This window comes from Paenibacillus sp. CR_12 (assembly GCF_041953985.1).
Classification (GTDB): domain Bacteria; phylum Bacillota; class Bacilli; order Paenibacillales; family Paenibacillaceae; genus Paenibacillus_AQ; species Paenibacillus_AQ lautus_A.
The window spans coordinates 785181-809254 of record NZ_JAVFHO010000002.1 but is presented as its reverse complement, the minus strand read 5'-3'; the positions used below and the strand labels follow the sequence as shown (position 1 = coordinate 809254).

Genomic DNA, 24074 nt, shown 5'->3' with positions numbered 1-24074 from the left:
ATGAAAGCAGGGGTTATATTGAAACAGCAAGACAACTATCGATTTCCAGGGTAAGCCCTTTACGATTGAATGTGAGGACATCTTCCTTCGGGAATATTTGTTGGAAGATCTGGATGCGATCTGCAAGATCACGCACGAACCGGAGATCAGACAGTTCCTGCCTGGATGGGATGTATCAAGGGAACAGCGGCGAGAATGGTTAACCGACTATGAAATGCCGGAGAATCGGCGGTTCCTGCAAGCCGTTCAAGACGGCGGGGATGTGGGGCAGCTGCGTCTGCGGTTAGCCATCGTCTTGAAAGAAACAGGCGAGTGCATCGGCTGGTGCAATAGCGGTCCTAAGGAAGAGCTGCCCCCGCCTAACCGGGAGATTATGTACGGAATCTCCAATCGGTATTACAATAAGGGATATGCCACCCAAGCCGTGCGGGCGTTAATCCGTTATTTGTTCCGGAATACAAGGGAGCGAGAACTCAACGCAATCGCCGTCGTTCATAATCATGCTTCCAATAAAGTAATCCAAAAGTGCGGATTTGCCTATATCGGCGAGATCGAACTTGAGCAGGAGCGGTATCATCACTATAAATTATGCGATGAGTAACAGGGAGGCCCAATGAAACAGCTTGCCCTTGGAGCGGGGATCTTCATTGTGACGGAATTGCTTTTGATCACGCTTTTAGGCGTGGACGAATGGGCAATGATGGTGTTCTCAGCAGGTGTAATCATTACGATATTATTGTTAATTTTCATGCGTCTGACGGAGTTGGTGAAGAGTAACAGAGACCGTCTAGATCATCAACAAAGGCAGAGGATCCAGGAATTGAACCGGCAATCCAGATTAACTTCGACATCCGACAATGGTTCGATGAATCCGGATGAATGAAATGTTATGCTGGGTAGCGAAAGGGTAATGGTTGAAGTTAAGCAGCAAGAAAGGAGGCCCAGCCTTGCGATACAACGTTATTTTATTTGATGCGGACGATACGCTATACGACTATGCCCAATCGGAGGCGTTTGCGTTAGCCGGCGTTTTTGGCGAAATCCACCAGGAGTGCACGAATGCGATCGTAGACAGTTACAGGCGCATAAACCAGCAGTTGTGGAACGATTTCGAGCAGGGGATCGTGACGCAGGGCGAATTGCGTACGGCTCGGTTCGAAAGACTCCTGGAGGAACATAGTATCAAATGCGCTTTGGACGCTGAAGCCTTTAGCAATATATACATAAAGTATTTAGGACAGGGCTCCTTTCTCATGGAAGGGGCAGAGAAGCTGTGCAGTCAACTGTCCGAGCGCGGTCAACGCATGGCCATCATCACGAACGGAATCAAGGAAGTGCAGTTTAATCGTATCAGCCGATCGGCGCTGTGCGATTCCTTTGAATGTATCGTGGTTTCGGAGGATGCAGGATCTCAAAAGCCGCACGAAGGAATATTCGATTACGCCTTCCATAAGTTAAACCACCCGGATAAAAGCGAGGTGCTCATTGTTGGCGATTCGTTAACTTCCGATATACAAGGAGGCATCCGTTACGGGATAGATACCTGCTGGTATAACCCGCAGCGAAAGGCCAATCCGACGTCCATACACCCCAAGTATGAAATACATACTTTGGAGGAGCTTCACGACATCATTTCATCCGAATGACCGTGCTTTGGCCAGATTGATGAAGTTGGGGCAATATAATCCTTTCTAGATGTTTCAATTATGCTGAGGGTTTTCCAATAGGTTCCATGCGAAAAGGGAGGAAGGTGCAGAGGTGGTTCAGTGTCCATGGTGTGCGCAGGAGGTAACGTTGATTCATAGTATGTGTCCGGAATGCAAGCATGAGGTATTGCCGGAGCATCTGAGCACAGAGACGAATGAACAGACTACCGACCGGTACGATTCAACAGCCGAAATGGATTACCTAAGCATTGAGGAATTAATGGCCAGCAAGTTCCATTGCCGCCGCTGCGGTCACCGTGAATGCAGCTCGCAGGAAGTCAGCATGAGCGGTACGGGCATAAGCAAAATATTCGATATCGACTATCATCATTATCTCTTCGTATCCTGTACGCGGTGCGGTTTCGTCGAGGTATTCAATCCCGATGTCCTCCGCGGACATCAATCCGGAGTGCTGGGAACGGTGCTCGATCTCATCTGGGGTTAACTAACAGAACATTCAGCAAAGGAGCATGAACATGATACAGGCATTTATTTTTGACATGGACGGGGTCATTATTGACAGCGAACCGCTGCACTTTGAAGTGGATATCCAGGTGATGAACTACTACGGATCCTCGATAACCCATGAACAATTGGAGAAGTATGTAGGCATGACCAATCCGGAGATGTGGGCAGCCATTAAACATGAGCATCAGCTTGAGCAATCCGTATCGGAGATTATCGAATACCAATTGTCCAATAAAATCGAGATGCTCACCTCTCGGGAAATGGAGCCGATTGCCGGCATTCGGGAGCTTCTGGCTGAACTTAAAGCACGTCGTATCCCTGCTGCGATTGCATCATCCTCGCCTCCCGTATTTATTACGGCCGTCTTGCGCAAGTTCGATCTCCTGGATCAATTCGAATGCGTCGTGAGCGGTGAAGAAGTGGAAAAAGGAAAACCGGCGCCGGATGTGTACCTCAAAGCAGCTGAATTGTTAGGCGTGGAGCCCGAGCACTGCATGGTGCTGGAGGATGCCCGGCATGGCGTTGCTGCAGCGAAGGCGGCCGGCATGACATGCATCGGCTTCGTGAACCCGAATTCGGGAAATCAGGATTTGTCGCAAGCCGATCATGTCGTGGATTCCATCGGGGACGTTCTGAGGATTTGCCAATTTGAATAGGGCTTGGTCTTGGATCCTGGCAGTTTGGCCGCGCACATTGCGGCTGAGCTGTTTTTTTGTTTTTGGTCCAATTGGTTATAAACCCAACTTATTGATCATAAAACTCGTTTATACTATATCTACTATATTATATCTACTATTAGGATCTAGACCTAAGTCTAGGTTCATTATCGTCTGAAGACGGAAGGCATCCTCCTCCATTCGTGATATCCTTGCATTAACATGATACGGGAGAGGAATGTGAACCGATGATTTCAAATTTGTATGTAAGCAACGATATCGCACGATACACGGGCTGCCCAAGGGTCAGCCAAGCAGAGGAGATTAGGCCTGATGGATTTTTTACGTAATTTAGGCGATATCGGATTATTCATTCATGCCATGATCGACGCCATCATTTTTCCGATTCCGGCACTGTTCTCGCAGTTGTCCTTAAGTGCCTTGAGTCCGGACCGTGCGATCTGGCTCGCCACGATCGGGTTTGTCGGGTGCTTGATCGGAACGCCCATCGGATATGGAATCGGCAAGGCTTCAGGTCATTTGGTGTTGACCAAGATCATGAAGAAAAAATGGTATGATTCTGCCACTGCTTTGTTCACCAAGCATGGCGAAGCCGCTATCCTGGTCGGTGCGTTTACGCCGATTCCCTTCAAAATATTCACCATTCTATCCGGCTGCATGAACTATCCTTTATGGAAGCTTATCAGCTATGCAGCGCTCGGACGCGCCGTGAAGTTCTACACGGTGGGTGTGCTGTTCTACGTATATGGCCGTGCTGCCGAGAATATGGTGGACAGCGTGCTTACGATTATTTTGTTATCCGTAGGTGCTCTGATCGGGGGCATTTGGTTGACGGTGCGGCTTATCAAGAAGCGCAGGGATAAACGTTCGGATGTCCCCGTGGTGAAGGGACCAAAAGATTCAATTGACGTAACGGCAGGTGAAGAATGAATGATAAAGCGACTGCAAAGTTTTGATCACCGGGTATTCGTCTGGTGCAACCAGACGATCAGCAACCGAGCCTTTGACCGGTTGTTCGGCGGCATCACCCATCTCGGCGGAGCCACCTTCACCATTCTGAGCGCGTTGCTTATCGCCTGGGCAGCATTCGAAGCTTGGGATATAACGGCATATCAGAGTGCCATTGCGTTAACCGTTAGCCATCTGATCGTGGTCCTCATCAAGAGAATCGTCAGAAGAGATCGTCCCTTCCGGGTTTTGGAGCAGGTAAAGATCGGAAATTTCCCGCTGAAGGATTACTCCTTCCCTTCCGGTCATACAACGGCGATTTTTGCAGTCATTACCCCGCTGCTGTTTCTGGTTTCGCCGCTGCCGACGATACTGCTGATCATGCTGGCTGCGCTGGTCGGTCTATCCCGTATCTATTGGGGATATCATTACCCGACCGATTGTCTGGCGGGAAGCCTGATCGGATTCGGATCGGGATGGCTGGTCGTTTACCTGATGCATGTCTTGGGAAACACATAACGTTAGATAAGGAGTAATATCAATGAGATCCATATATGAGCAAAAAATCATCATATTAACCGGAAGTCTGGGAGAGGGTCATAACCAGGCATCAAAGGCCATTGTGGAATCAGCAAAAAGAAAATACCCTCATCTGCGCGTTAAAGTCATTGATTACATGGAGTTAACCCATCCGCGGCTGCATGTGGCCGGACAGTTTTTCTTTGTGCAGTGGATGAAGCATTTTCCATCCGTTTACGGTTATTTGTTCCAAAAAACGCGCGAGGAAAACACGCTCATCCAGATGCTGAAACGCTTCAGTACCTTCAGTCTTCAAAAACTGAGCGCAATGCTGGAAATCGAAAAGCCGGCTATCGTAGTCAGTACGTTTCCGCCGGCAGCGGCAGGCATATCGCTGTTGAAAGCAATGGGTTACACGGACGTGCCGACGGCCACCGTCATGACGGATCATACGGATCACAGCTATTGGATCCATTCGCATACGGATTATTACATGGTGGGTTCCGATGTGGTCCAGGTTGCATTGGAGCGCAAAGGCGTGCCGAGCGAAAAAATCTCGGTGACCGGAATCCCCGTCAACCCGCTCTATAGTCAACCGGTGGATGAGGAACGGCTGCGCGATTATTATGGCTTGAAACCATCCGAGCAGGTCGTGCTGATCATGGGCGGCGGAGAAGGGATGATCGATAAAGAAATTATCGAGCTCTTGAAATCCAGGGCATACCCGCAGGATGTTCGGTTTATGGTCGTGTGCGGACGCAATATGAAATTATATCAATCGCTGCTGGAAGAGTTTGCGGAGCATCCGCAAATCACCGTCATGGGTTATGTGGATCGTATGCATGAATTGATGGCGATGGCCGACTTGATGGTGACGAAGCCGGGAGGTCTCACGATTTCCGAAGCATTAACGATGGAACGTCCCATGCTGTTGGTTAAACCCTTGCCTGGCCAAGAGCAGGACAATGCCGACTACCTGGTTGGCATTGGCGTGGCTCGTCAAGCTATGGCGGGAGAACTGCAGCTTCAATTCATGACGCTAATGACGGATCCGTCCTTGCTGCAAGAGATGAAGCGAAAAGCGGCCATTAACACGCATAAAGATTCGGCTCTATCGGTTCTGACCCGATTGATGGAGATTCAACGGCGTTACCGCCCTTCGCGAGAATGGGCCGAAGAAAAGAACCCGGTGCCCTACGAGGTGCTGAACAGGGAAGTTTATGTGAATGAAGCCCTGCACCACTACCATGACAGTTATCGGTAAGACGAAGGAGTTTTCCCCATGAATTTGTTTGAATTGGTTGAGCGGTTGTTTGAACAATATGGTTATCTGGTGTTATTGATTGGGCTCCCTCTTGATTTTATTGCTCTTCCAATTCCTCCAGGAAATACTACCCTGACGTATACCGGGTTCCTGACCTATAAGGGGGTCATCGACATGGTTCCGGCCATGGGATCTGCTTTTATAGGAGCGGCCATGGGACTGACCATTACCTATATCCTCGGCTACCGGTTAGGGATGCCGCTGATTGAACGCTATGGAAAATGGCTGTTCATCAAGCCGTCCCTTGTGGAGAAAACACAGGCGTATTACAGCAAGTATGGGAACAAGCTGCTCATTGTCTGTTTTTTCATACCCGGAGTCAGGCAGTTTATCGGGTATTTCATCGGCATGATTCGAGTTCCCTATCGGACGGTTTGGATATACGGATACACGGGAGTGGCTGCATGGGTATTGGCCTTCTTCAGCATAGGCTTTATATTCGGGGAGCAGTGGCAGTACATTCTGAATGTAGTGGAGCATTATTTGAAAGTCATCTTTCTCTGTCTGGCAGGTTCGTTTCTCGTTCTGCTGGTTTGGAGCCGCGTGAAACGCGAGAAGGCCAAGAAACTAACCAAAGTGACAAGGAATGAATAGTTTGGATCCATGACCCGGCGAAGGATCATTGGTTTGCTCGGGTTTAGTTTATATAAGATAGGGACGAGCTGTGAAGTGATTTATGATAAGATCTAAATTAAGTCAACAGCAGCACATACATAATGTAAACGAATGATGAGAGGAGGGAGGGGCTGGCATGAGCAAAATCATACCGTTGTTCAGGGTGTTCGACGAAACGAAGGCAAGGGAATTCTACTTGCAGTATCTTGGTTTCACCTTGGACTGGGAGCACCGGTTTGACGATTCGGCGCCGCTTTACATGCAAATATCCAAAGGTTCGTTATTGATCCATTTAACGGAGCATTACGGTGACTGCTCCCCTGGAGCAGCCATTCGCGTGGAGATCGCAGGAATTGAAGCTTTTCACGAACAGCTGTCAAACCAGAACTATCCGTATCAGAGACCCGGAATCGAGATCGCCCCATGGAACAGCAAAGAGGTACGTGTAACGGATCCGTTCGGCAATCGAATCACTTACTACGAGGAGATGGAACCCGAGTGATGAAGCTAAACGAGATACGATGGGAACAAGCAAGGCAATATATGCTGCAGCGGGCCAGAAGCCTTGAACGGGCCTTGTTCCGATATGAATTCGAGAACGGGTCGTTTACGGATGTGCTGATTGAGCTCTCCAGCTACCAGAACGAGGATGGCGGATTCGGTCATGGTCTTGAGCCTGACCTTCGCTGCAAGGAATCATCCGCCCTGGCGACGACCAGAGCGCTGGAGATCCTTCGGTTACATCCGAATCATCCCGAGCGGAACGAACGGGTTTTATCCGCGTTACAGTATCTCGAGCATACGTATGTGCCTGAACGCTCAGGATGGGACATTATCCCCAAAGAAGCGGAGCAGTCACCTAGAGCGATTTGGTGGCAATACGGCGCTTTTAAGGACCATTGGGGCAATCCCAATGCAGACATCATCGCTTATTTTATCGATGAACGGGAGCTGTATCCTCTGGAATCGCTGGATTCCTTGGTTCGTTATGCTCTGGACTATCTGAATCGAACCAGCGATTTAAAAGAAATGCATGAACTTTTTTGTTACTTGCGCTTGCATGAGCGATTGCCAAAGGAACAGGCATCGGAGATCAGGGAGGCTTTGGAGGCTTTCATGGACAACTGCATTAGCCTGGACCCCGGCAGCCGGGAGGGATACGGGGCAACACCGCTGAGCATTATGGACACGCCGAACTCTCCTTACTTTCCAAAATATCGAGCGCTTCTTCCGGCGGAGCTGGACTTGCTTATAGAGAACCAGGGCGAAGATGGGGCCTGGGAGCCGAATTGGAGCTGGTACCAATTCGAAGAGGTATGGCCGTCGGCCAAGGAAGAATGGAAGGGCGTTATGACACTGAATGCGCTTCGGACGCTGCGTAATTTTGACCGGATTGAAGGGATATGATGGCAAGATCCTGAGGATGAAACAGATATGGCTCGGTTCGCCGTACAGCGTACCGAGCCATTGTTGTTTGGAGTAGGGAAGATATGCCCGCAAATCAAGATGAATCCCTGCAAGGGGAAGCAAATGCGTAAAGCCTGCTTAAGCCTTCTTTGATCTCTTCCGTCGAAAGGTTTCCATATCCCAATACGATCCCTGTCGAACCCGGAGGACGCGATGGCGAGATTCTGTAATTAGAAGCAGGCTCGACGCGAAACCCGTATGAGACCGTATCGTTCCATGGGAGGAGAGCGTAAGCTTGAGGACCGAATATCACCTGAAGATGCATCCCCGCATCATCGCCGACAATGGAAATATCCTGCCCGAACAAGTGATGGAGCCGCTCCGTTAATACATTGCGGCGTTTCTTGTACACTTTTTTCATCTTATGGATATGCCGTTCCAGATGGCCGTCCAGAATGAATTGGCTTAGCGCTTGTTGAATGACGGTTGGGGTATGTATATTCAGTTTATCTTTCATCTCGGTTATGGCATCGGTTAGATCAGGCGGGACGATCATGAATCCGATCCGGAGGCTCGGCGTTAAGGTTTTACTGAATGTTCCCACGTGAATGACTCTCGAAGGCCAGAGCGTCTGCAGAGGAGGCACCGGGATTCCTCGAAGCCGGAATTCGCTGTCATAATCATCTTCGATCACGAAGGAGTCGGCTTCCTCCAGCATCCGGATGGCCTGATGTCTGCGCTGTATGGATAGTACGCTGCCGGAAGGAAACTGATGTGACGGCGTTAATAAAACCAGATGACCTGGTGCGAAACTCGTCACGGCGTCGATGCGCATGCCGCTGTGATCCACCTCAACCGGCACAAGCCGATAGTTCATCATCTGAAAAATATCGCGGGTAATATCGATCGTGGGGTCTTCGATATAGATGGAATGAAACCTGGAAGCTAACGATTTGGCAAGGAGGAGCAACCCTTCGGAAGCGCCGGACACGATCACGATTTGATCGGATGAGCATTGGATGCCCTTGGACCGGAATACATAGTCGCAAATGGCAGAGCGCAGCATCTTATCACCTTTGATGTGACCGTAATCATGGTTTGCATTCACGGAGTCCTCAGCAGCTTGTTTCAAGTACTTGGCCCAGATGTGCCTTGGAAACATCTTCTGATCGGGAATGCCGGCGGCAAAATCGATCATGTGCGAATGTTCAGTCGATGTAACTTTATGGATCGGCTGCTCGCCGACAGATGGCTCGTTTCGTGGACGGGGAGAAGGTATTATCCCGCCCGCTACATAGGTGCCTGATCCTACGCGCCCTTCCAAATATCCCTCAGCCGTCAGCTGCTCATATACCTCGATGACTACATTGCGCGCAATGCCCCACTCTTTGGCCAGAACCCGGGTCGGAAGCAGCCGTGCTCCCGCTGCCAGCTGTCCCGATTCGATCAGCCTTCGCAGCTGCTGGCATACCTGATGGGTAACGGATCGTTTCGATTCACGGTCGATATAAATGCCGTACACCGTATCCCTCCTTTAATTGGTTCCTCCAAATTCACCATCATTGGATCTCATCACAAACCATTTTCCTAATTATAATGAAGGCGAACCAATTCGAAAAGGGAGGAACTATCATGGATAGAACGTTAGGCAGATCGCAAATCCCGGTAAGCCCGCTCGGCTTAGGCTGCTGGGCAATGGGCGGGAATTTTACGTTGGACGGCTTGTCCGACGGATGGGGCGAGGTGGACGAACGTGAATCCGTTGCAGGGATTCATGCGGCCCTGGAGAGGGGCGTTAACTTTTTTGATACGGCAGACGTTTATGGTACCGGTCATAGCGAACGGGTGCTTGGCCGCGCATTAAAAGGAAAGCGGCACGAAGCCGTGATAGCCACCAAATTCGGATATACCTATGATGAAACAACGAAGGAAGTTTTTACGCGTTATAATGTTACGCCGGATTATATCCGCTACGCTTGCGAGCGGTCTCTTCAGCGACTCGATACGGATTATATCGATCTCTATCAGATTCATGTAGGCGGATTACGACCGGGTGAGGTGGAAACGGTGATTGATGCCTTAAACGGTCTTCGTCAAGAAGGGCTGATCCGTACATATGGCTGGAGTACCTGGGATACGGCCAATGCCGAGTTATTTGCAGAGCGATCCGAAGCGGCAGCCATTCAGCACGTGCTGAATGTTCTCAGTGACGATAAGGAGATGCTTGCCCTTTGCGAACGTCATGGTTTGGCGAGCATCAATAATACGCCTTTGGCCATGGGGCTGTTAAGCGGGAAATTTAATCAGGACACCCGATTCAGTGATCAAGATGTGCGAGGAAGCGGTCACGACTGGGTCTCCTATTTCAAGGAGGGTAAAGCCGTACCGTCGTTCCTCGCTAAACTTGAAGCGGTGCGGGAGATTTTGACGAGTGAAGACCGTACTTTAGTTCAAGGAGCGTTAGCATGGATTTGGGGAAGAAGCCGCGCGGCGATTCCGATTCCGGGTTTCAAAACGAGAAGGCAAGCGGAAGAATTAATAGGAGCCGTTGCTTTAGGACCTTTAACGGCTGGACAGATGAACGAAATCGAAGGAATACTGGGCTCCATGTAGTCACATTCCAGTTATGTAGCAGGAGAGAAGCCCTTGGCAGATGCCGAGGGCCTTTTCGACGGGAAATTAGCAGCATCCATCAGGAGTGCAGACACTATTATTTTTCGGCGGAGATGCTAAAATCATGACATGGAATGATCTCAAACATAATGGAAGGGAGAGAGGGAACATGGATTTGAGGTATCCGATAGGACAGTTTGACTGGGAAGGCAGCACGTCGCCTGAGCACAGGAAAGTCTGGGTCCGAGAGATTAAGGGAATGCCGGAGAAGCTGAGGGCAGCGGTCCAGGGGTTAAGCCACGAGCAACTGGATACGGCTTATCGCGAGGGCGGCTGGACGATCCGCCAGGTTGTTCACCATCTTGCTGACAGTCATATGAACAGCTATATCCGGTTTAAACTTGCGTTGACGGAAGAGAACCCGACGATTAAACCGTATGACGAACAGAAATGGGCTGCCCTGCACGATTCATTGACACAAGACATTGAGGCTTCGCTTGCATTGATCGACGGATTACATGCCAGATGGGTCGCTTTATTGGAGAATATGAAGGATGGGGACTATCTGAGAACGTTCTACCATCCCGAAAACCAGCGAACAACGAGTTTGGAATACGCCGCAGGCATGTATGCATGGCATGGAAATCACCACATTGCCCACATCACGTCAGCCAGAGAACGATTTGGATTTTAGTCGAAATCACATTGAACTCCGTCATACGACGGGGTTCTTTTTGTGCGGACATGTCGTGATTTCTAACTTGATTGTCGCAATTTTACACTGTGAATCAGGCGGTACGTGTGATAGATTAATGGCATGATGTCTTAATATTAGATACTGAGGTGACTAGAATGATCAGAATCGGAAAAATTAGTTATTGGCATGTGCACGCATGGGATTATACGAAACAAGCGCAGGAGCATCCCGATGCTCAGATCGTAGCGGTATGGGATGAGAATCCGGAGCGGGGAAGAGAAGCCGCCGAGAAGCAAGGCGTGCGTTTTCATGAATCGCTGGATGATATGCTGCAAAGCGACGATATTGATGCCGTGATCGTGGATGCTCCGACATCCATGCACAGAGAAGTCATGTTGAAGGCCGCAGCGGCAGGCAAGCATATTTTCACGGAAAAAGTAATTGCTGCAACCCTTCAGGAGGTCAATGATATCATTAAAGCCGTGAAGGAGAATCAGGTCAAATTCACGGTATCGCTACCGCGGCTGAATGACGGTTATACGCTGGCGATCCGTGAGGTATTGGAGCAGGGATTGCTGGGAAGCGTGACGCTCGTTCGCGTTCGCTTGTCCCACAATGGCGCAACCGCCGGTTGGCTGCCTGAGCATTTCTACAGCCTGGAGGAGTGCCGCGGGGGTGCCCTGATCGACCTGGGCTGCCATCCGATGTATTTGACGCGCCTGTTCCTTGGCGAGGAAGCCATTGACGTCCAAGCGAATTTCGGATACATAACCGGCAAAGAGGTAGAAGACAACGCCGTTGCCACGCTCTCTACGGCAGCGGGTGCCGTCGGCGTGGTGGAAGCCGGATTCGTTAACAACTTCTCTCCGTTCACGATCGAGATTCATGGCACGGATGGAACCATCCTGTACGGTACGCCGGATAGCAAGCTTCTGATTCGTTCAACGAAAAAAGAAGAGTACAAGGATGCATGGGTTGAGCTGCCGGTACCGGCGAACCGCGCAAGTGCCTTTGAACAATGGATTTCTCATATTCAAGAAGATACCGTTGCCGAAGAAAATATCGCATATGCCGTTGAATTGACCAAATTGATGGAGGCAGCCAATCGTTCGGCCAAGGAGCATCGTGCTGTAAGATTGGATGAACTTCAAGCATAAGATACAGGGATGATGCACCGGGATGAATAACCATTTTCCATACGAAATGATGAAAGAGCGGCAGGATGCCTTGGAGCGGCTTGATCTTAGGGTCTATTGGGGACGTTACGAGATCCGGGTCCTTCGGTTTCATCTGACCACCTTCCCGCCCGGGAAGATTGTCTCCTTCCATAAGCATGCGGAGTATGAATTTCATTTCATACCCCGCGGCAAGGGGACCGTTATTATGGAGGATGAGCCGTATGCGCTGCGGGAAGGGATGTTCTATTTAACGGGTCCGAACGTGCTTCATTATCAGGAAGCGGATACCGCGGAACCGATGGACGAATTATGCCTGCACGTCGACATCATTCCCCGCGATGAGATTTCCGAGCCTGAGAGCCCGGCACTGCCTGTTTCGGATCCTTGGGAAATGGCGGAAGCCGATGACTGCATGGAGAAGCTCAGAGAATTGCCGATGAAGCCGACGATGGACATCCATCGCGCGATGCCTTATTTTCTTGAGGCTTATCAGGCTTCGCAGGAGAAATATTCGGGTCTGTACACAACGATCAAGCAATGCCTTATTCAGATATTGCTGCGCGCTGTGCGCGCATATGAATCCGAGCCATCGGAAGCGGAGCTGCCTTCGCGCGATATGAAGGCTTACCGTTATCAATTGGCGCTGGAGTATATCCATGCGAATTCTTCGGGGGAGGTTGTGCTGGATGACGTCGCAGAGAAGCTGCATATCAGCTCAAGACAGCTGCAGCGGATATTCAAGGAGCAAGCGGAAGGTCAGTCCTTCAGCGAGATCCTGGAGCATGTCCGCCTCGAAGCCGTGTGCAGGAAGCTGATCGATACCAATTGGTCGATTGACAAAATCGCCATTCACGAAGGCTTCTCCAGCGGCAGTTATCTGCATACCGTTTTCCGAAAGAGATACGGGTATACGCCAACAACATACCGAGCCATGAATGTGAAATTGTAGGGGGAGTATCAGCCATGGGCAAAACCATTCGAATTGGAATTATTGGAAGCGGCGGCATTGCGGGGGAGCATGCAAAGTACTATAAACAAATTGACGATGTGCAAATTGTTGCCGTAGCTGATATTTTACCCGGCAGAGCCGATCAGTTTATTGAGCGCTGGGGATTGCAGGGAGCCATCGGATTCGATGACCACCGCAGATTGTTGGATCTTGACCTGGACGGCGTAAGCATCTGTACGCCGAACGTCGCTCATTACCGTACAACGATCGATGCGCTGTCGGCGGGCAAACACGTTATGCTTGAAAAACCGATGTCGGTCACTTTGGATGAAGCGATCGAGATGGTTCAAATCTCGAAGAAGACCGGGATTATGCTTAATGTAGGCTTCCAGCCGCGATATGACCCGAACATGGGCATCATTAAGAATTTGATCCAGAACGGCGAGCTTGGAAAAGTGTACTATGTGGAAACCGGGGGCGGCCGCCGACGGGGAATGCCAGGCGGCACCTTTGTACGCCAGGAAATCGCCGGGGCAGGCGCTATGGCGGACATCGGATGCTATTCCCTGGACATGGCGCTGAACGCCCTGGGATATCCCAAGCCATTAACGGTATCCGCTTATACGTCGAATTATTTCGGGACGAATCCCAAATACCATGCGGAAGCCGGGGCGTTTAACGTAGAGGATTTCGGGGTAGCCATCATTCGGTTTGAAGGCGACCTTGTGCTTAACTTTAAAACATCCTGGGCTATGCATATGGATACGCTCGGGGCAACGATGTTCCTTGGGACGGATGCGGGCATGAAGATTACGCCTGCAGGCTCAGGCCCTTGGAGCGGTGTATGGGACGGGAAGGTAGGATCGATTTCCTTGTTCCACGATATCCAGGGCCATCATACCGAAAGCGCAATACCGCTGATCAGCCATGAGCTGAATGTATTCCAGGAGAAAATCAAGGATTTCGTTAGCGCGGTGCGCGAAGGCAAGCCGGCGCCGATTCCGGGTGAGCAGGTGCTTCGCAATCAAGCGATACTGGACGGTATTCTGCGATCCTCCCAAAGCAAAAAAGAAGTGGAAATCCATATTCCGGATATGGATTAAGATGATGAAAGCCGTGCAACCAGCGCGGCTTTTTAGTTGCAATTTTAATTATTTAATTCGTGAATATAGCATTGCAAATGCTTCCATTTTTTAAATGGATATGATAGTATGAATGCGAACAATTGTTCTTCGACAGAGATGAATTGGAATCCATACATAACATATCCGGTATGAAAGATGGTGCAGACCTGATGACTGATCGATATGCTGAAATCGATGAAGTAATCGCTTATATTCACAAGAATATTTACGAGCCTCTCCCGTTATCAACGCTTGCGGATTACATCGGGTACAGCCCATATCACTTCTCGCGTATATTCAAGGATCGAATCGGGCTGCCTCCGTTATATTATGTTTCATCGCTTCGCCTGGAGAAGGCAAAGGATTTGCTGTTACATACGCATCTAAGCATACGGGATATCGCCATGGAGATCGGCCAGCAGAGTCTGGGGACGTTTACGACGCGCTTCACGGAGAGGGTGGGGGTGACCCCTTCGCAATTCCGGAACTCGAAGGAGGAGGCCGACGAGCATCTGTTAGCCCTGCAGAAGCTGAACAGCTGGCGCGAGTCCATGCCGGTAGATAATCCCGATTTGACGGTTGAAGGCACGATCGAGGCCGCGGCTCCCTTTCAGGGCGTGATTTTGATCGGGCTGTTTGCCAAGCCGATCCCCGAAGGGTTTCCCCTATACGGTACTTTGCTTTCATCCGTCGGCTCCTTTCGTTTTACCGACGTCAGACCCGGCACGTATTATTTGATGGCTACTTCGGTCCCATGGGGCATGCAGGCGGTCGATTTCCTGCTTCCTCAGTCCACTACGCTGCGTACCCGTTCAAAGGAGCCCGTTATCGTAAAGCCGTACGCCAGGACGCCGCATCTTCATGTTACGCTCCACGTTCCCCGGCTGGATGATCCGCCGATTCTGATTTCCTTGCCGATTTTAATGAATCATTTCCTTAAGAGGGTTGCTCCCATGCTGAGATGAGTCATGATGGAGAGAAGCGGTCTGGTTCGTAAAATGGATACACTTTTGGCATTAAGGGCTTCCGAACGCAGCGGCAGCTCTTCATTGCATTTCGTTGACATTTGGGTTCTGATTCATGATACTTGAATGAGGGCGAACGGCTTCGATTGTAAGTTTGTATGAACGAAAGATTTGAGGTGGCATCTGTGATTGTTGTAAGCTCATGTTTAGCCGGTATGAAAGTTCGCTATAATGCGACTGACAGCATGGATACGAATATTCAGCTGCTCGTTGAAGCGAAGAAAGCCGTAACCGTATGTCCCGAACTGCTGGGTGGATTCACCATCCCTCGAGAACCTGCGGAAATCGTTGGAGGGAACGGGGATGATGTACTGGCGGGAAAAGCCAGAGTGGTGGAGCTATCGGGCAGAGACGTGACCGAGATGTATATCCAAGGTGCATACCAGGCTCTTCGAATGGCACAAGAGCTTGGAGCCTTGCTGATCGTCCTGAAAGAGGGAAGTCCTTCCTGCGGAAGTGCCATGATTTATAACGGAGAATTTGACAATGTGAAACAGGCCGGTTATGGCGTGACTACGGCTCTTCTGCGCCGGGAAGGCTATACGGTTATATCTGAGCACGAGCTAAGCGTTTATGCGGCACAGCCGGAATACGCAACTCTCTTTGCCGAGAGATAATCTTGTTCATCGGTTTTGAGGGTTTTCGTCCTGCTCAATAATTATGATAGAATTATCCTATCGACTGCTTATGGCGAAGTGATTCTTTATATGGAGGGAAATATGGAACTCATAAATCAAACTGAAGTACAGCAAATGATTGATAAATTGAAGGATCAGGATTTATATATCCATCTTGAGATGACGACAGGCGCCTATGCTGCCCATTATGACAGCTCCAAACACCCGGCGGCTAATTTTATAACGAACGCAACCATTCGTTACAGTCATGGTTCCATATCCGGCAACGGACCTTACAGGGTCGGATTGAAGATGGGCCAAGGCTGGGTATATACGGAAGGACTCACCCACTTCGAGCAGACGGACACCGAACGGCTCATCATGGCGGGTCATGACAGTCAGGGGAAACTGGTTGTCGCTTTGCAGCTGAGCCGGGAACCTTTTTAATAGAGAGAGGAGACGAGGATCGATGGAGCAAAACATACTGGTCGTATTGCCGCATCCGGATGACGAGGCTTTTGGTTTGTCCGGAACGCTGGCTAAATATATTATTGAAGGCGCACATGTAACCTACGCGTGTTTAACGCTGGGGGAAATGGGCCGCAACATGGGCATTCCTCCCTTCGCGAATCGCATTACGCTTCCAACGATACGCAAAGCGGAGCTGGAAGAATCCTGCAAAGCCATCGGCATACAGGATCTGAGATTGCTTGGTTTCCATGATAAAACGATTGAGTTCGAGGATCAGGACAAACTGGACGGCGTGATTGCTTCTCTGCTTCAGGAGATCAAGCCATCGCTGGTGTTCACGTTCTACCCTGGTTACAGCGTGCACCCCGATCATGATGCAACAGGCGCGGCCGTCATTCGAACGATTGGTCGGATGCCGTCCGAAGAAAGACCCGTGGTCCAATGTCTGGCTTTCTCCAACAACTGTGAACAGGAATTGGGTAAACCGGATGTCTACCAAGACGTATCCATGTTTATGGTGCAGAAGCTGAACTCCATTCAAGCTCATCGCTCTCAATTCCAAGCAGCCGAGCTGCTTGGCAAGAAACAGATGAAGGCCAAGGAAGTGGAGCAGCGCTTCGGAACGGAGCGTTTCTGGACCTATACCTTTGCATAAAAGATCCATCATCGGTTGGATCCATAAAAAGAGCCGCAGACTCAGCATCTGCGGCTCTTTTTTTTCAAGGTTTAGTCTACTGAGATATGTCGGCTTCGGTCAGGAAGGGTTACTCTTCATTTGCTTCTAGGAGGCAGAATGAATCAACAGCCAATGCTAGGGGCTGCTGATGGATAAAGGATACATTGTGCCTTCCATACAGAAGGAGGTTCTCCCGGTCTCTTCCGATACAACGAGGACCAAGGCATCACTGATCTCGGATAGTCCTATGGCTGCACGGTGACGGGTTCCGAGCTTGCGATCCCCGTAGGTTTTGGCGGTTAACGGGAGCACGTTCGCAGCCGAAATAATCATATCTTTGCGCACGAGCACAGCTCCATCGTGGAGCGGACTGCCCGGAACGAATATGGATTCAAGCAGGGGGCTCGTGATTTCTGCCGACAAGGGAATGCCGGGCGTTATTAAGGAATCCAGGCCGTCCTCGCGTTGAATAACAATTAACGCACCCAGATTTTTTTGGCTGAGATGGTATACAGATTTCGCGATTTCTTGATATTTGCTGGTGAAGGGGAAGAGAAAACAATTGAGATAATACGTTGATGAAATCGATTCGGCTTCCATGAACTTGGTTCGTATCGAGTCCAGCTCCCCTAGCAGGCAGGAGCCGTCTCGATCCAAATTGACGATAACCTGCTGCAGGTGGCCCGTGATATCCGAAAGCTGTTCCTTTAATTTGCGTTTCAGCGGCGTAAAATTGCAGTCTTGATTGTGCATCCGATGTCTTCCTCCTTATCATTGGTATCATTACCATTCGGGGATGGCGATATTCCGTAATTCGGCTTGCTTTTATCCAGTAAACGTCGGGAAAACCGATTTATCAGGAAAACTGATAAATGCTATAAGAACATTGTAATTGACCGGTCCCGTAAGCTGTGATAGGTTCAGAGGAGCAATAAAATTAATTGTATCGCAATAGTAGGAATTAATAATGTGCGCTTTTGAGAGGTGGATATTGTTGGAACTTCAAGTAACGAACAGTCCTTTTAATCAGGAACAAGTGGAATTGCTGAATCGCTTACTGCCTACACTGACGGAATCCCAGCGGACGTGGCTGAGCGGCTTTATCGCGGCTTTGCAGGGAACGGCAGCCGCTGCGGCAGTTACTGCTTCACCGCAAGCGAGTGCGGCGGCAGCCGTATCGGTACCGGTCGTGTCAGCTCCTAAAGAAGTCACCGTCCTATATGGGTCTCAGACGGGCAATGGTCATGGATTATCGAAAAAGTTATCGAAGAAGCTTGAAGAAGTCGGATTGCAGGTCACCATGTCCTCGATGAGCGATTTCAAGCCGAACAACCTGAAGAAATTACAGAATCTCCTCATTATTGTAAGTACGCACGGAGAGGGCGAACCGCCGGATAACGCGATTCCATTTTATGAGTTCCTGCATGGCAAGCGGGCACCTCAGGTGGAGAATCTTCAATATTCCGTACTGGCGCTGGGGGATACCTCGTATGAATTTTTCTGCCAAACGGGTAAAGATTTCGACAAGCGCCTCGAGGAACTGGGCGGTAAGCGGCTGACGCCAAGAGTAGACTGCGACGTGGATTTTGATGAATCGGCCGCGGAATGGATGAATCAGGTCCTCCTATCGTTGAATGAGGCCGGAGCGGGATCGTCTGCTGTTGAACATGTAAGCGCGGTAGCCCTGACCGACAGTACGGAATCGGAATATTCGAGAAGCAATCCGTTTCAAGCCGAGATCCTCGAAAATTTGAATTTGAACGGAAGAGGGTCTGACCGGGAAACCCGTCATATCGAAATATCGCTTGAAGGATCGAATCTGCAGTATGAGCCTGGCGACAGTTTAGGCATCTATCCGGAAAATCATCCGCAGCTGGTAGATGATCTCATCGCTGAAATGGGATGGAATGCAGACGAAGCGGTCGTTGTGAACAAAAGTGGCGAAGCGCGGACGCTGCGGGATGCCTTGCTCCGTCATTATGAAATCACGGTTCTCACGAAACCTCTGATTGAACAGGCGGCTAAGCTGTCGGGGAGCGAAGGGCTTCGGAAACTGCTGGAGCCTGGACATGAGCAGGAACTTCGTGCCTATATCGAGGAACGGGATTTGCTGGATCTGGTACAGGATTATGGGCTGCAGCAAGTGGCGGCAAGCGATTTTGTATCCATTCTGCGCAGGATTCCGGCTCGTCTGTACTCGATCGCAAGCAGCTCCAAAGCGTTTCCGGATGAAGTCCATGTCACCGTTCGTACGGTCCGCTATGAAGCACACGGCCGCAACCGCTACGGGGTGTGCTCGGTACAATTGGCAGAACGACTGGAAGCTGGCGATACATTGCCGGTATACATTCAGCATAACCCGAACTTTAAACTCCCCGAGAATCCGGGCACCCCGATTATTATGATTGGACCCGGCACGGGCGTGGCCCCTTTTCGGGCTTTCCTGGGGGAACGGGAAGAGACGGGCGCAGAAGGGAAATCGTGGCTGTTCTACGGCGATCAGCATTTCACGACGGACTTCCTCTACCAGATCGAGTGGCAGCGCTGGTTGAAGGATGGGGTGTTGACTCGCATGGATGTTGCCTTCTCACGGGATACGGACAAGAAAGTGTACGTGCAGCACCGGATGCTGGAGAACAGCAAGGAGCTGTACCAGTGGCTCCAAGAAGGGGCTTGCGTATATGTCTGCGGCGATGAGAAAAAGATGGCTCATGACGTGCACTCCGCCCTGGGGTCCATTCTTGAACATGAAGGCGGGATGAGTCCGGAAGAAGCTGCGGAATATCTGACGCTCATGCAGCAACAGAAACGTTATCAGCGGGATGTGTATTGAGGTCATCCCTGTGGTTTTCGAGAGGAGAAAAGGAACATGTCTGATAATAACCTTGTATCACCGAATAGTGCGCCGCATAGCGATGTCGAGGACATCAAGCGTCGAAGCAATTATCTGCGGGGCAGTCTTGTAGAAACATTGGAGGATCGCATTACGGCATCGATTCCCGAAGACGATAACCGATTGATGAAATTCCACGGCAGCTATATGCAGGACGACCGGGACTTGCGAAACGAACGGCACAAGCAAAAGCTGGAGCCCGCTTATCAGTTCATGCTGCGCGTACGCGCAGCGGGCGGTGTCGTCACGCCGGAGCAATGGCTGATGATGGACCGCGTAGCCCAGAAGTATGCAAACGGCACGATTCGATTGACAACGCGTCAATCCTTCCAGCTCCACGGTGTATTGAAGTGGAATATGAAGAGCACCATTAAAGAAGTCAATGAAGCCATGCTTAGCACGTTGGCCGCTTGCGGTGACGTTAACCGTAATGTCATGTGCAATCCGAACCCCGATCAATCCGAAATTCATTCGGAGGTATACGAATGGGCACGCATGCTCAGCAGTCATCTCGATCCGCGTTCGCGTGCGTATCATGAGATTTGGCTTGACGGCGAGAAGATCGTGGACAGCACGCAGAATGGAGAGGAACAGGAGCCGATCTACGGCCCGGTGTACCTGCCGCGGAAATTCAAGATTGGGATGGCCGTGCCGCCTTCCAACGATGTCGATGTTTATTCCCAGGACCTCGGCTTCATAGCGATCGTGGAGGACGGCAAATTAAAAGGCTTTAACGTCTCGGTAGGCGGCGGCATGGGAATGACGCACGGTGATCCGCTAACCTATCCTCAAGTGGGGAAAGTCATCGGATTCTGCAAACCCGAGCAGATCGTGGACTTGGCCGAGAAAACGGTGACGATTCAGCGTGATTACGGAGACCGCGCAGTGCGCAAGCATGCTCGTTTCAAATATACGATTGATGACCGCGGAATCGATTGGTTCGTTAACGAGCTGACCAGCCGTCTGGGATGGAAGCTGGAGGAGGCAAAGCCGTTCCATTTCGATCATAACGGCGATCGTTACGGCTGGGTAAAAGGCAGCAACGGCAAATGGCATTTCACGCTGTTCATCCAGAACGGGCGCGTGAAAGACGATGCCGATTACCTGCTGATGACGGGTCTTCGCGAAATCGCCCAAATCCATAATGGCGATTTTCGATTGACGGCCAATCAGAATCTGATCATTGCCAATATCAGCAGCCACAAAAAGAAGAAGATTGAAGAACTCATCAAGCGTTACGGGCTGACGGACGGCCATCATTATTCTGCGCTGCGCAGAAATTCCATGGCATGCGTAGCCTTGCCGACTTGTGGATTGGCCATGGCCGAATCCGAGCGATATTTGCCGACGCTATTGGATAAAATCGATCCGATCCTGGAAGAGAACGGACTGAGCGAAGAGGACATCGTCATTCGAATGACAGGATGCCCGAACGGCTGTGCCAGACCGATGCTGGCCGAAATCGCGTTTATCGGTAAGGCACCGGGCAAATACAATATGTACCTGGGCGGCGGATTCTCCGGACACCGGCTGAACAAGCTTTATAAAGAGAACATCGGGGAGGCTGAGATTCTGGACTCCCTTCGCCAGATCATGAAGCAGTACGCAGAAGAACGCGAGATCGGCGAGCGCTTGGGCGATTATGTCATTCGCGCCGGTTACGTGAAGGAAGTATTGGACGGTCAACAATTTCACGCGTAATTCTACTAAGTTATTAACAAACCGGAGCCCTTCTTAAAGAAGAACTCCGGTTTGTTACGTTCATCGCACCTCATTGTCCGTCTCGCCCCATATTTCAAACCAAAGAGCCGCCTCTCGAAATGGGAGGCGGCTCTTTTTCGCTGCTCATTGCTCCAATACGCCGGCCGTGCTCGTTTTCTTTTTAAATAATGGGATCAGCAACGCCGATCCTGTGAGGAGCAAGAGTGCACTGACCGCATAGACGAAGAACAGGGACAGCTGGTCTTTGAGCAATCCTCCCAGCGACATGCCCAGCACCATCATGCCCATAAAGATCGGGGTAAGCGCGCCGCCCACCCGACCAATATATGGCCCCTCCGCATTGTTTAGGATCAGGGTGTTGATTCCAATGTGGATGGCGGGGTAGAAGAATCCGTTAAGCACCAGAAGCAGCAGCGTAAACATGATGTTTGTTGACCAGCCGATACCGAGGTTTCCGATAGCACTAACGGTCAGTCCGAGAGCCAGTAAGGTTTGAGGGGTTATTTTCTTGGCAAATGCCATGACGAATCCCCCTCCGACCAGCATCGCCGCCCCATTGACGGTTAACAGCCATTGCAAGAATGATTTATCCTGCCCGAGGTTCTCAATCGTCACAAAAATCGCGAGCGGCTGGATAAGTCCCGATGCCAAGCCAGCGGCGGCGAAGGTCGCACCTAGTGTTCGGAGCGTTTGATTACTCCATACATAACGAAGGCCTTCGATAAGTTCTTGCTGGAGATTCTGGTGCTTGGATTGTGTCTCTTCCAGCATATCGCGAGGCAATAAAGTCAGAATCAAGCCAGAACCCAGAAATAGGGCGCCTGTGGCGATCAGCGATATTTCAATGCCGTACTTCTGGTATACAAATGCGCCTGCGATCGGGCCGATGACCGTAAAGAAGGCAACCATGGATTGAAACATGGCCATTACGGATTGCAGCTGTTCAGCGGGCACATGCTGTTTGAACAGCTTCATCGCCGAGGGCTGGGAAAATTGTGACACGGTGGCAGAGAAGAACGTGAGTACCAGCAATGCCTGCCACGACCCGTTATGAACGGCGATCAGCACGAGAAATGCCGATAACGCGGACAAAACATCCGAACGGACCATGGTACGTTTAGGACGCCAGCGGTCCGCGAAAGTACCGCCGATGAAGGCAAACAAGAAAATAGGGGCAAATTCGGCTACGGATATGAGAGATACATACACAGGATTATTGCCTGTCATGTCCGTAACGTATAACAGAATGGCGAAGTTGCGGACCCAAATGCCGAGGTTCAAGAGTACGCGTGAGAACACAACGGTTCGGACATACGGGTTGTTAAGCATCATGAATGATTCTCCTTTCGTGACCTGCATTGTGCAGGCCGGACATCGTAAAAAACAAGCGAATGCGCATTTCGTTGATTAATACATAGACATAATAATATTTTGTCTATAAATAATCAACATATATTTTGTGTTGTCTATAAATCGCTCTCCAAAAAGGCACTTCCCGCATTGGATCATGCGCTTGAAGTACCTTCGAACCTGATGATTATTACGGGTATGTGTCTATTTTCCGGATCTACGCTCTTAACCTTGTTCAAGGGACTTAATAGAGATATAATGGACAGGGGTATTTATTGAATACCGGCTTCAGATTCAATGATGAAAGAGAGTCGAAACGTATGGGCCGTAAATGGAATAATATTAAGGAAAAGAAAGCATCCAAGGATGCTAATACAAGTCGCGTATACGCGAAATTCGGTGTGGAAATTTATGTTGCCGCCAAAAAAGGCGAGCCGGATCCTGAATCCAACCGTGCGCTGAAGGTTGTACTAGAGCGTGCCAAAACATACAATGTGCCGAAAGCGATCATTGACCGCGCCCTGGATAAAGCCAAGGGCAGCGGGGACGAGAACTATGAAGAGCTTCGTTATGAAGGCTTCGGTCCGAACGGATCGATGATCATCGTGGATGCATTGACAAACAACGTCAATCGGACGGCGCCTGCCGTGCGCTCTGCCTTTAACAAGAACGGGGGCAATATGGGCGTCAGCGGTTCGGTGTCCTATATGTTTGATCCAACCGCCGTTATCGGAGTGGAAGGAAAGACGGCAGAGGAAGTCATGGATCTGCTGCTCGAAGCCGACCTGGATGTCCGCGACATCTTGGAAGAGGAAGAAGCTGTGATCGTTTACGCTGAACCGGATCAGTTCCATGCGGTTCAGGAAGCATTCAAAGCTGCTGGCATAACGGACTTTACCGTTGCCGAGCTGACGATGCTGGCACAGAATTTTGTGTCCCTGCCGGAAGAAGGACAGGCGCAGTTCGAGAAGCTGATCGACGCACTGGAAGACCTTGAGGATGTTCAGCAAGTCTATCACAACGTGGAGTTTGAGGAATAGTTGATACGGATCGATATCCTATTAAAAAACCATCGTATTCAGGAGTCCTGCGTAC

Annotated in this window: 26 protein-coding genes; 23 read left to right on the top strand and 3 right to left on the bottom strand. The window is 50.3% G+C overall.

From position 1 onward, the window contains the following. Positions 1 to 100 precede the first annotated feature (100 nt). The 11 genes from RB297_RS07275 to RB297_RS07225 all read left to right on the top strand — a co-directional run bounded on the left by RB297_RS07275 (position 101) and on the right by RB297_RS07225 (position 7664). On the top strand, positions 101 to 601 hold the full coding sequence (locus tag RB297_RS07275; protein WP_375120137.1) for a GNAT family N-acetyltransferase: 501 nt from the start codon (positions 101 to 103) through the stop codon (positions 599 to 601). A 12-nt stretch (positions 602 to 613) separates the two neighbouring features. Beyond that, positions 614 to 883, top strand: coding sequence for a hypothetical protein (locus RB297_RS07270; RefSeq protein ID WP_090908551.1), 270 nt, complete (start codon positions 614 to 616; stop codon positions 881 to 883). A gap of 64 nt (positions 884 to 947) precedes the next feature. Next, the gene (locus RB297_RS07265; protein ID WP_096774226.1) at positions 948 to 1646 is read left to right on the top strand and encodes a YjjG family noncanonical pyrimidine nucleotidase; all 699 of its coding nucleotides are present in this window, start codon (positions 948 to 950) and stop codon (positions 1644 to 1646) included. Between the two features lie 148 nt (positions 1647 to 1794). Further along, positions 1795 to 2151, top strand: coding sequence for a zinc ribbon domain-containing protein (locus tag RB297_RS07260; RefSeq protein WP_375120136.1), 357 nt, complete (start codon positions 1795 to 1797; stop codon positions 2149 to 2151). A 31-nt stretch (positions 2152 to 2182) separates the two neighbouring features. Next, on the top strand, positions 2183 to 2830 hold the full coding sequence (locus RB297_RS07255; protein WP_192571494.1) for an HAD family hydrolase: 648 nt from the start codon (positions 2183 to 2185) through the stop codon (positions 2828 to 2830). Between the two features lie 333 nt (positions 2831 to 3163). Further along, positions 3164 to 3781 carry a YqaA family protein gene (locus tag RB297_RS07250; protein WP_375120135.1) on the top strand — a complete coding sequence of 206 codons (618 nt, stop codon included), beginning with the start codon at positions 3164 to 3166 and terminating at the stop codon, positions 3779 to 3781. Next, positions 3782 to 4318, top strand: coding sequence for a phosphatase PAP2 family protein (locus RB297_RS07245; protein ID WP_015735943.1), 537 nt, complete (start codon positions 3782 to 3784; stop codon positions 4316 to 4318). It abuts the gene before it with no gap. 22 nt (positions 4319 to 4340) lie between these two features. Next, the gene (locus RB297_RS07240; protein ID WP_375120134.1) at positions 4341 to 5582 is read left to right on the top strand and encodes an MGDG synthase family glycosyltransferase; all 1242 of its coding nucleotides are present in this window, start codon (positions 4341 to 4343) and stop codon (positions 5580 to 5582) included. Between the two features lie 18 nt (positions 5583 to 5600). Next, entirely contained in the window at positions 5601 to 6236 is a 636-nt protein-coding gene (locus RB297_RS07235) for a DedA family protein (protein WP_036661097.1), read from the top strand. Positions 6237 to 6393: 157 nt separating this feature from the next. Further along, complete coding sequence (locus RB297_RS07230) at positions 6394 to 6759, top strand: glyoxalase superfamily protein (RefSeq protein WP_192571496.1); 366 nt, start codon at positions 6394 to 6396, stop codon at positions 6757 to 6759. Beyond that, entirely contained in the window at positions 6759 to 7664 is a 906-nt protein-coding gene (locus RB297_RS07225; protein WP_375120580.1) for a hypothetical protein, read from the top strand. Before RB297_RS07230 ends, RB297_RS07225 begins: the two co-directional genes overlap by 1 nt. Before the next feature lie 94 nt (positions 7665 to 7758). On the opposite strand, the gene pdxR is transcribed toward RB297_RS07225, so the two are convergent. Beyond that, positions 7759 to 9186, bottom strand: coding sequence for a MocR-like pyridoxine biosynthesis transcription factor PdxR (gene pdxR, locus RB297_RS07220; protein ID WP_375120133.1), 1428 nt, complete (start codon positions 9184 to 9186; stop codon positions 7759 to 7761). Between the two features lie 110 nt (positions 9187 to 9296). Between pdxR and RB297_RS07215 the strand changes: the two genes are divergently transcribed. The 9 genes from RB297_RS07215 to bshB2 all read left to right on the top strand — a co-directional run bounded on the left by RB297_RS07215 (position 9297) and on the right by bshB2 (position 16993). Beyond that, positions 9297 to 10277 (top strand): aldo/keto reductase, encoded by a 981-nt coding sequence (locus tag RB297_RS07215; RefSeq protein ID WP_375120132.1) that lies wholly within the window; start codon positions 9297 to 9299, stop codon positions 10275 to 10277. A 169-nt stretch (positions 10278 to 10446) separates the two neighbouring features. Then, a complete protein-coding gene (locus tag RB297_RS07210; RefSeq protein WP_375120131.1) occupies positions 10447 to 10971 on the top strand; it encodes a YfiT family bacillithiol transferase in 525 nt (174 codons plus the stop codon). A gap of 158 nt (positions 10972 to 11129) precedes the next feature. Further along, positions 11130 to 12131, top strand: a complete 1002-nt coding sequence (locus RB297_RS07205) for a Gfo/Idh/MocA family protein (protein WP_375120130.1) — start codon at positions 11130 to 11132, stop codon at positions 12129 to 12131. A 22-nt stretch (positions 12132 to 12153) separates the two neighbouring features. Beyond that, complete coding sequence (locus RB297_RS07200) at positions 12154 to 13101, top strand: AraC family transcriptional regulator (RefSeq protein ID WP_015735934.1); 948 nt, start codon at positions 12154 to 12156, stop codon at positions 13099 to 13101. 14 nt (positions 13102 to 13115) lie between these two features. After that, positions 13116 to 14204 carry a Gfo/Idh/MocA family protein gene (locus tag RB297_RS07195; protein ID WP_375120129.1) on the top strand — a complete coding sequence of 363 codons (1089 nt, stop codon included), beginning with the start codon at positions 13116 to 13118 and terminating at the stop codon, positions 14202 to 14204. A gap of 191 nt (positions 14205 to 14395) precedes the next feature. Then, complete coding sequence (locus RB297_RS07190) at positions 14396 to 15190, top strand: helix-turn-helix transcriptional regulator (RefSeq protein WP_096774594.1); 795 nt, start codon at positions 14396 to 14398, stop codon at positions 15188 to 15190. A gap of 185 nt (positions 15191 to 15375) precedes the next feature. Next, positions 15376 to 15867 (top strand): 2-thiouracil desulfurase family protein, encoded by a 492-nt coding sequence (locus RB297_RS07185; RefSeq protein ID WP_192571500.1) that lies wholly within the window; start codon positions 15376 to 15378, stop codon positions 15865 to 15867. A gap of 102 nt (positions 15868 to 15969) precedes the next feature. Further along, a complete protein-coding gene (locus RB297_RS07180; RefSeq protein WP_015735930.1) occupies positions 15970 to 16314 on the top strand; it encodes a YojF family protein in 345 nt (114 codons plus the stop codon). Between the two features lie 22 nt (positions 16315 to 16336). Beyond that, positions 16337 to 16993 (top strand): bacillithiol biosynthesis deacetylase BshB2, encoded by a 657-nt coding sequence (gene bshB2, locus RB297_RS07175; protein WP_096774214.1) that lies wholly within the window; start codon positions 16337 to 16339, stop codon positions 16991 to 16993. A 156-nt stretch (positions 16994 to 17149) separates the two neighbouring features. Here the strand turns inward: bshB2 and cdaS are convergent, their stop codons facing one another. Further along, positions 17150 to 17767 carry a sporulation-specific diadenylate cyclase CdaS gene (gene cdaS / locus RB297_RS07170; protein ID WP_096774213.1) on the bottom strand — a complete coding sequence of 206 codons (618 nt, stop codon included), beginning with the start codon at positions 17765 to 17767 and terminating at the stop codon, positions 17150 to 17152. 241 nt (positions 17768 to 18008) lie between these two features. Between cdaS and RB297_RS07165 the strand changes: the two genes are divergently transcribed. Together RB297_RS07165 and cysI are read left to right on the top strand one after the other, a co-directional pair. Further along, positions 18009 to 19847 (top strand): assimilatory sulfite reductase (NADPH) flavoprotein subunit, encoded by a 1839-nt coding sequence (locus RB297_RS07165; protein ID WP_375120128.1) that lies wholly within the window; start codon positions 18009 to 18011, stop codon positions 19845 to 19847. A gap of 36 nt (positions 19848 to 19883) precedes the next feature. Continuing rightward, the gene (gene cysI, locus RB297_RS07160) at positions 19884 to 21608 is read left to right on the top strand and encodes an assimilatory sulfite reductase (NADPH) hemoprotein subunit (RefSeq protein WP_096774211.1); all 1725 of its coding nucleotides are present in this window, start codon (positions 19884 to 19886) and stop codon (positions 21606 to 21608) included. A gap of 144 nt (positions 21609 to 21752) precedes the next feature. On the opposite strand, the gene RB297_RS07155 is transcribed toward cysI, so the two are convergent. Next, positions 21753 to 22961 (bottom strand): MFS transporter, encoded by a 1209-nt coding sequence (locus RB297_RS07155; protein WP_083775418.1) that lies wholly within the window; start codon positions 22959 to 22961, stop codon positions 21753 to 21755. A 338-nt stretch (positions 22962 to 23299) separates the two neighbouring features. Here RB297_RS07155 and RB297_RS07150 point away from each other — a divergent pair, with 338 nt between their 5' ends. Continuing rightward, positions 23300 to 24019 carry a YebC/PmpR family DNA-binding transcriptional regulator gene (locus tag RB297_RS07150; RefSeq protein WP_009596040.1) on the top strand — a complete coding sequence of 240 codons (720 nt, stop codon included), beginning with the start codon at positions 23300 to 23302 and terminating at the stop codon, positions 24017 to 24019. Positions 24020 to 24074 lie beyond the last annotated feature (55 nt).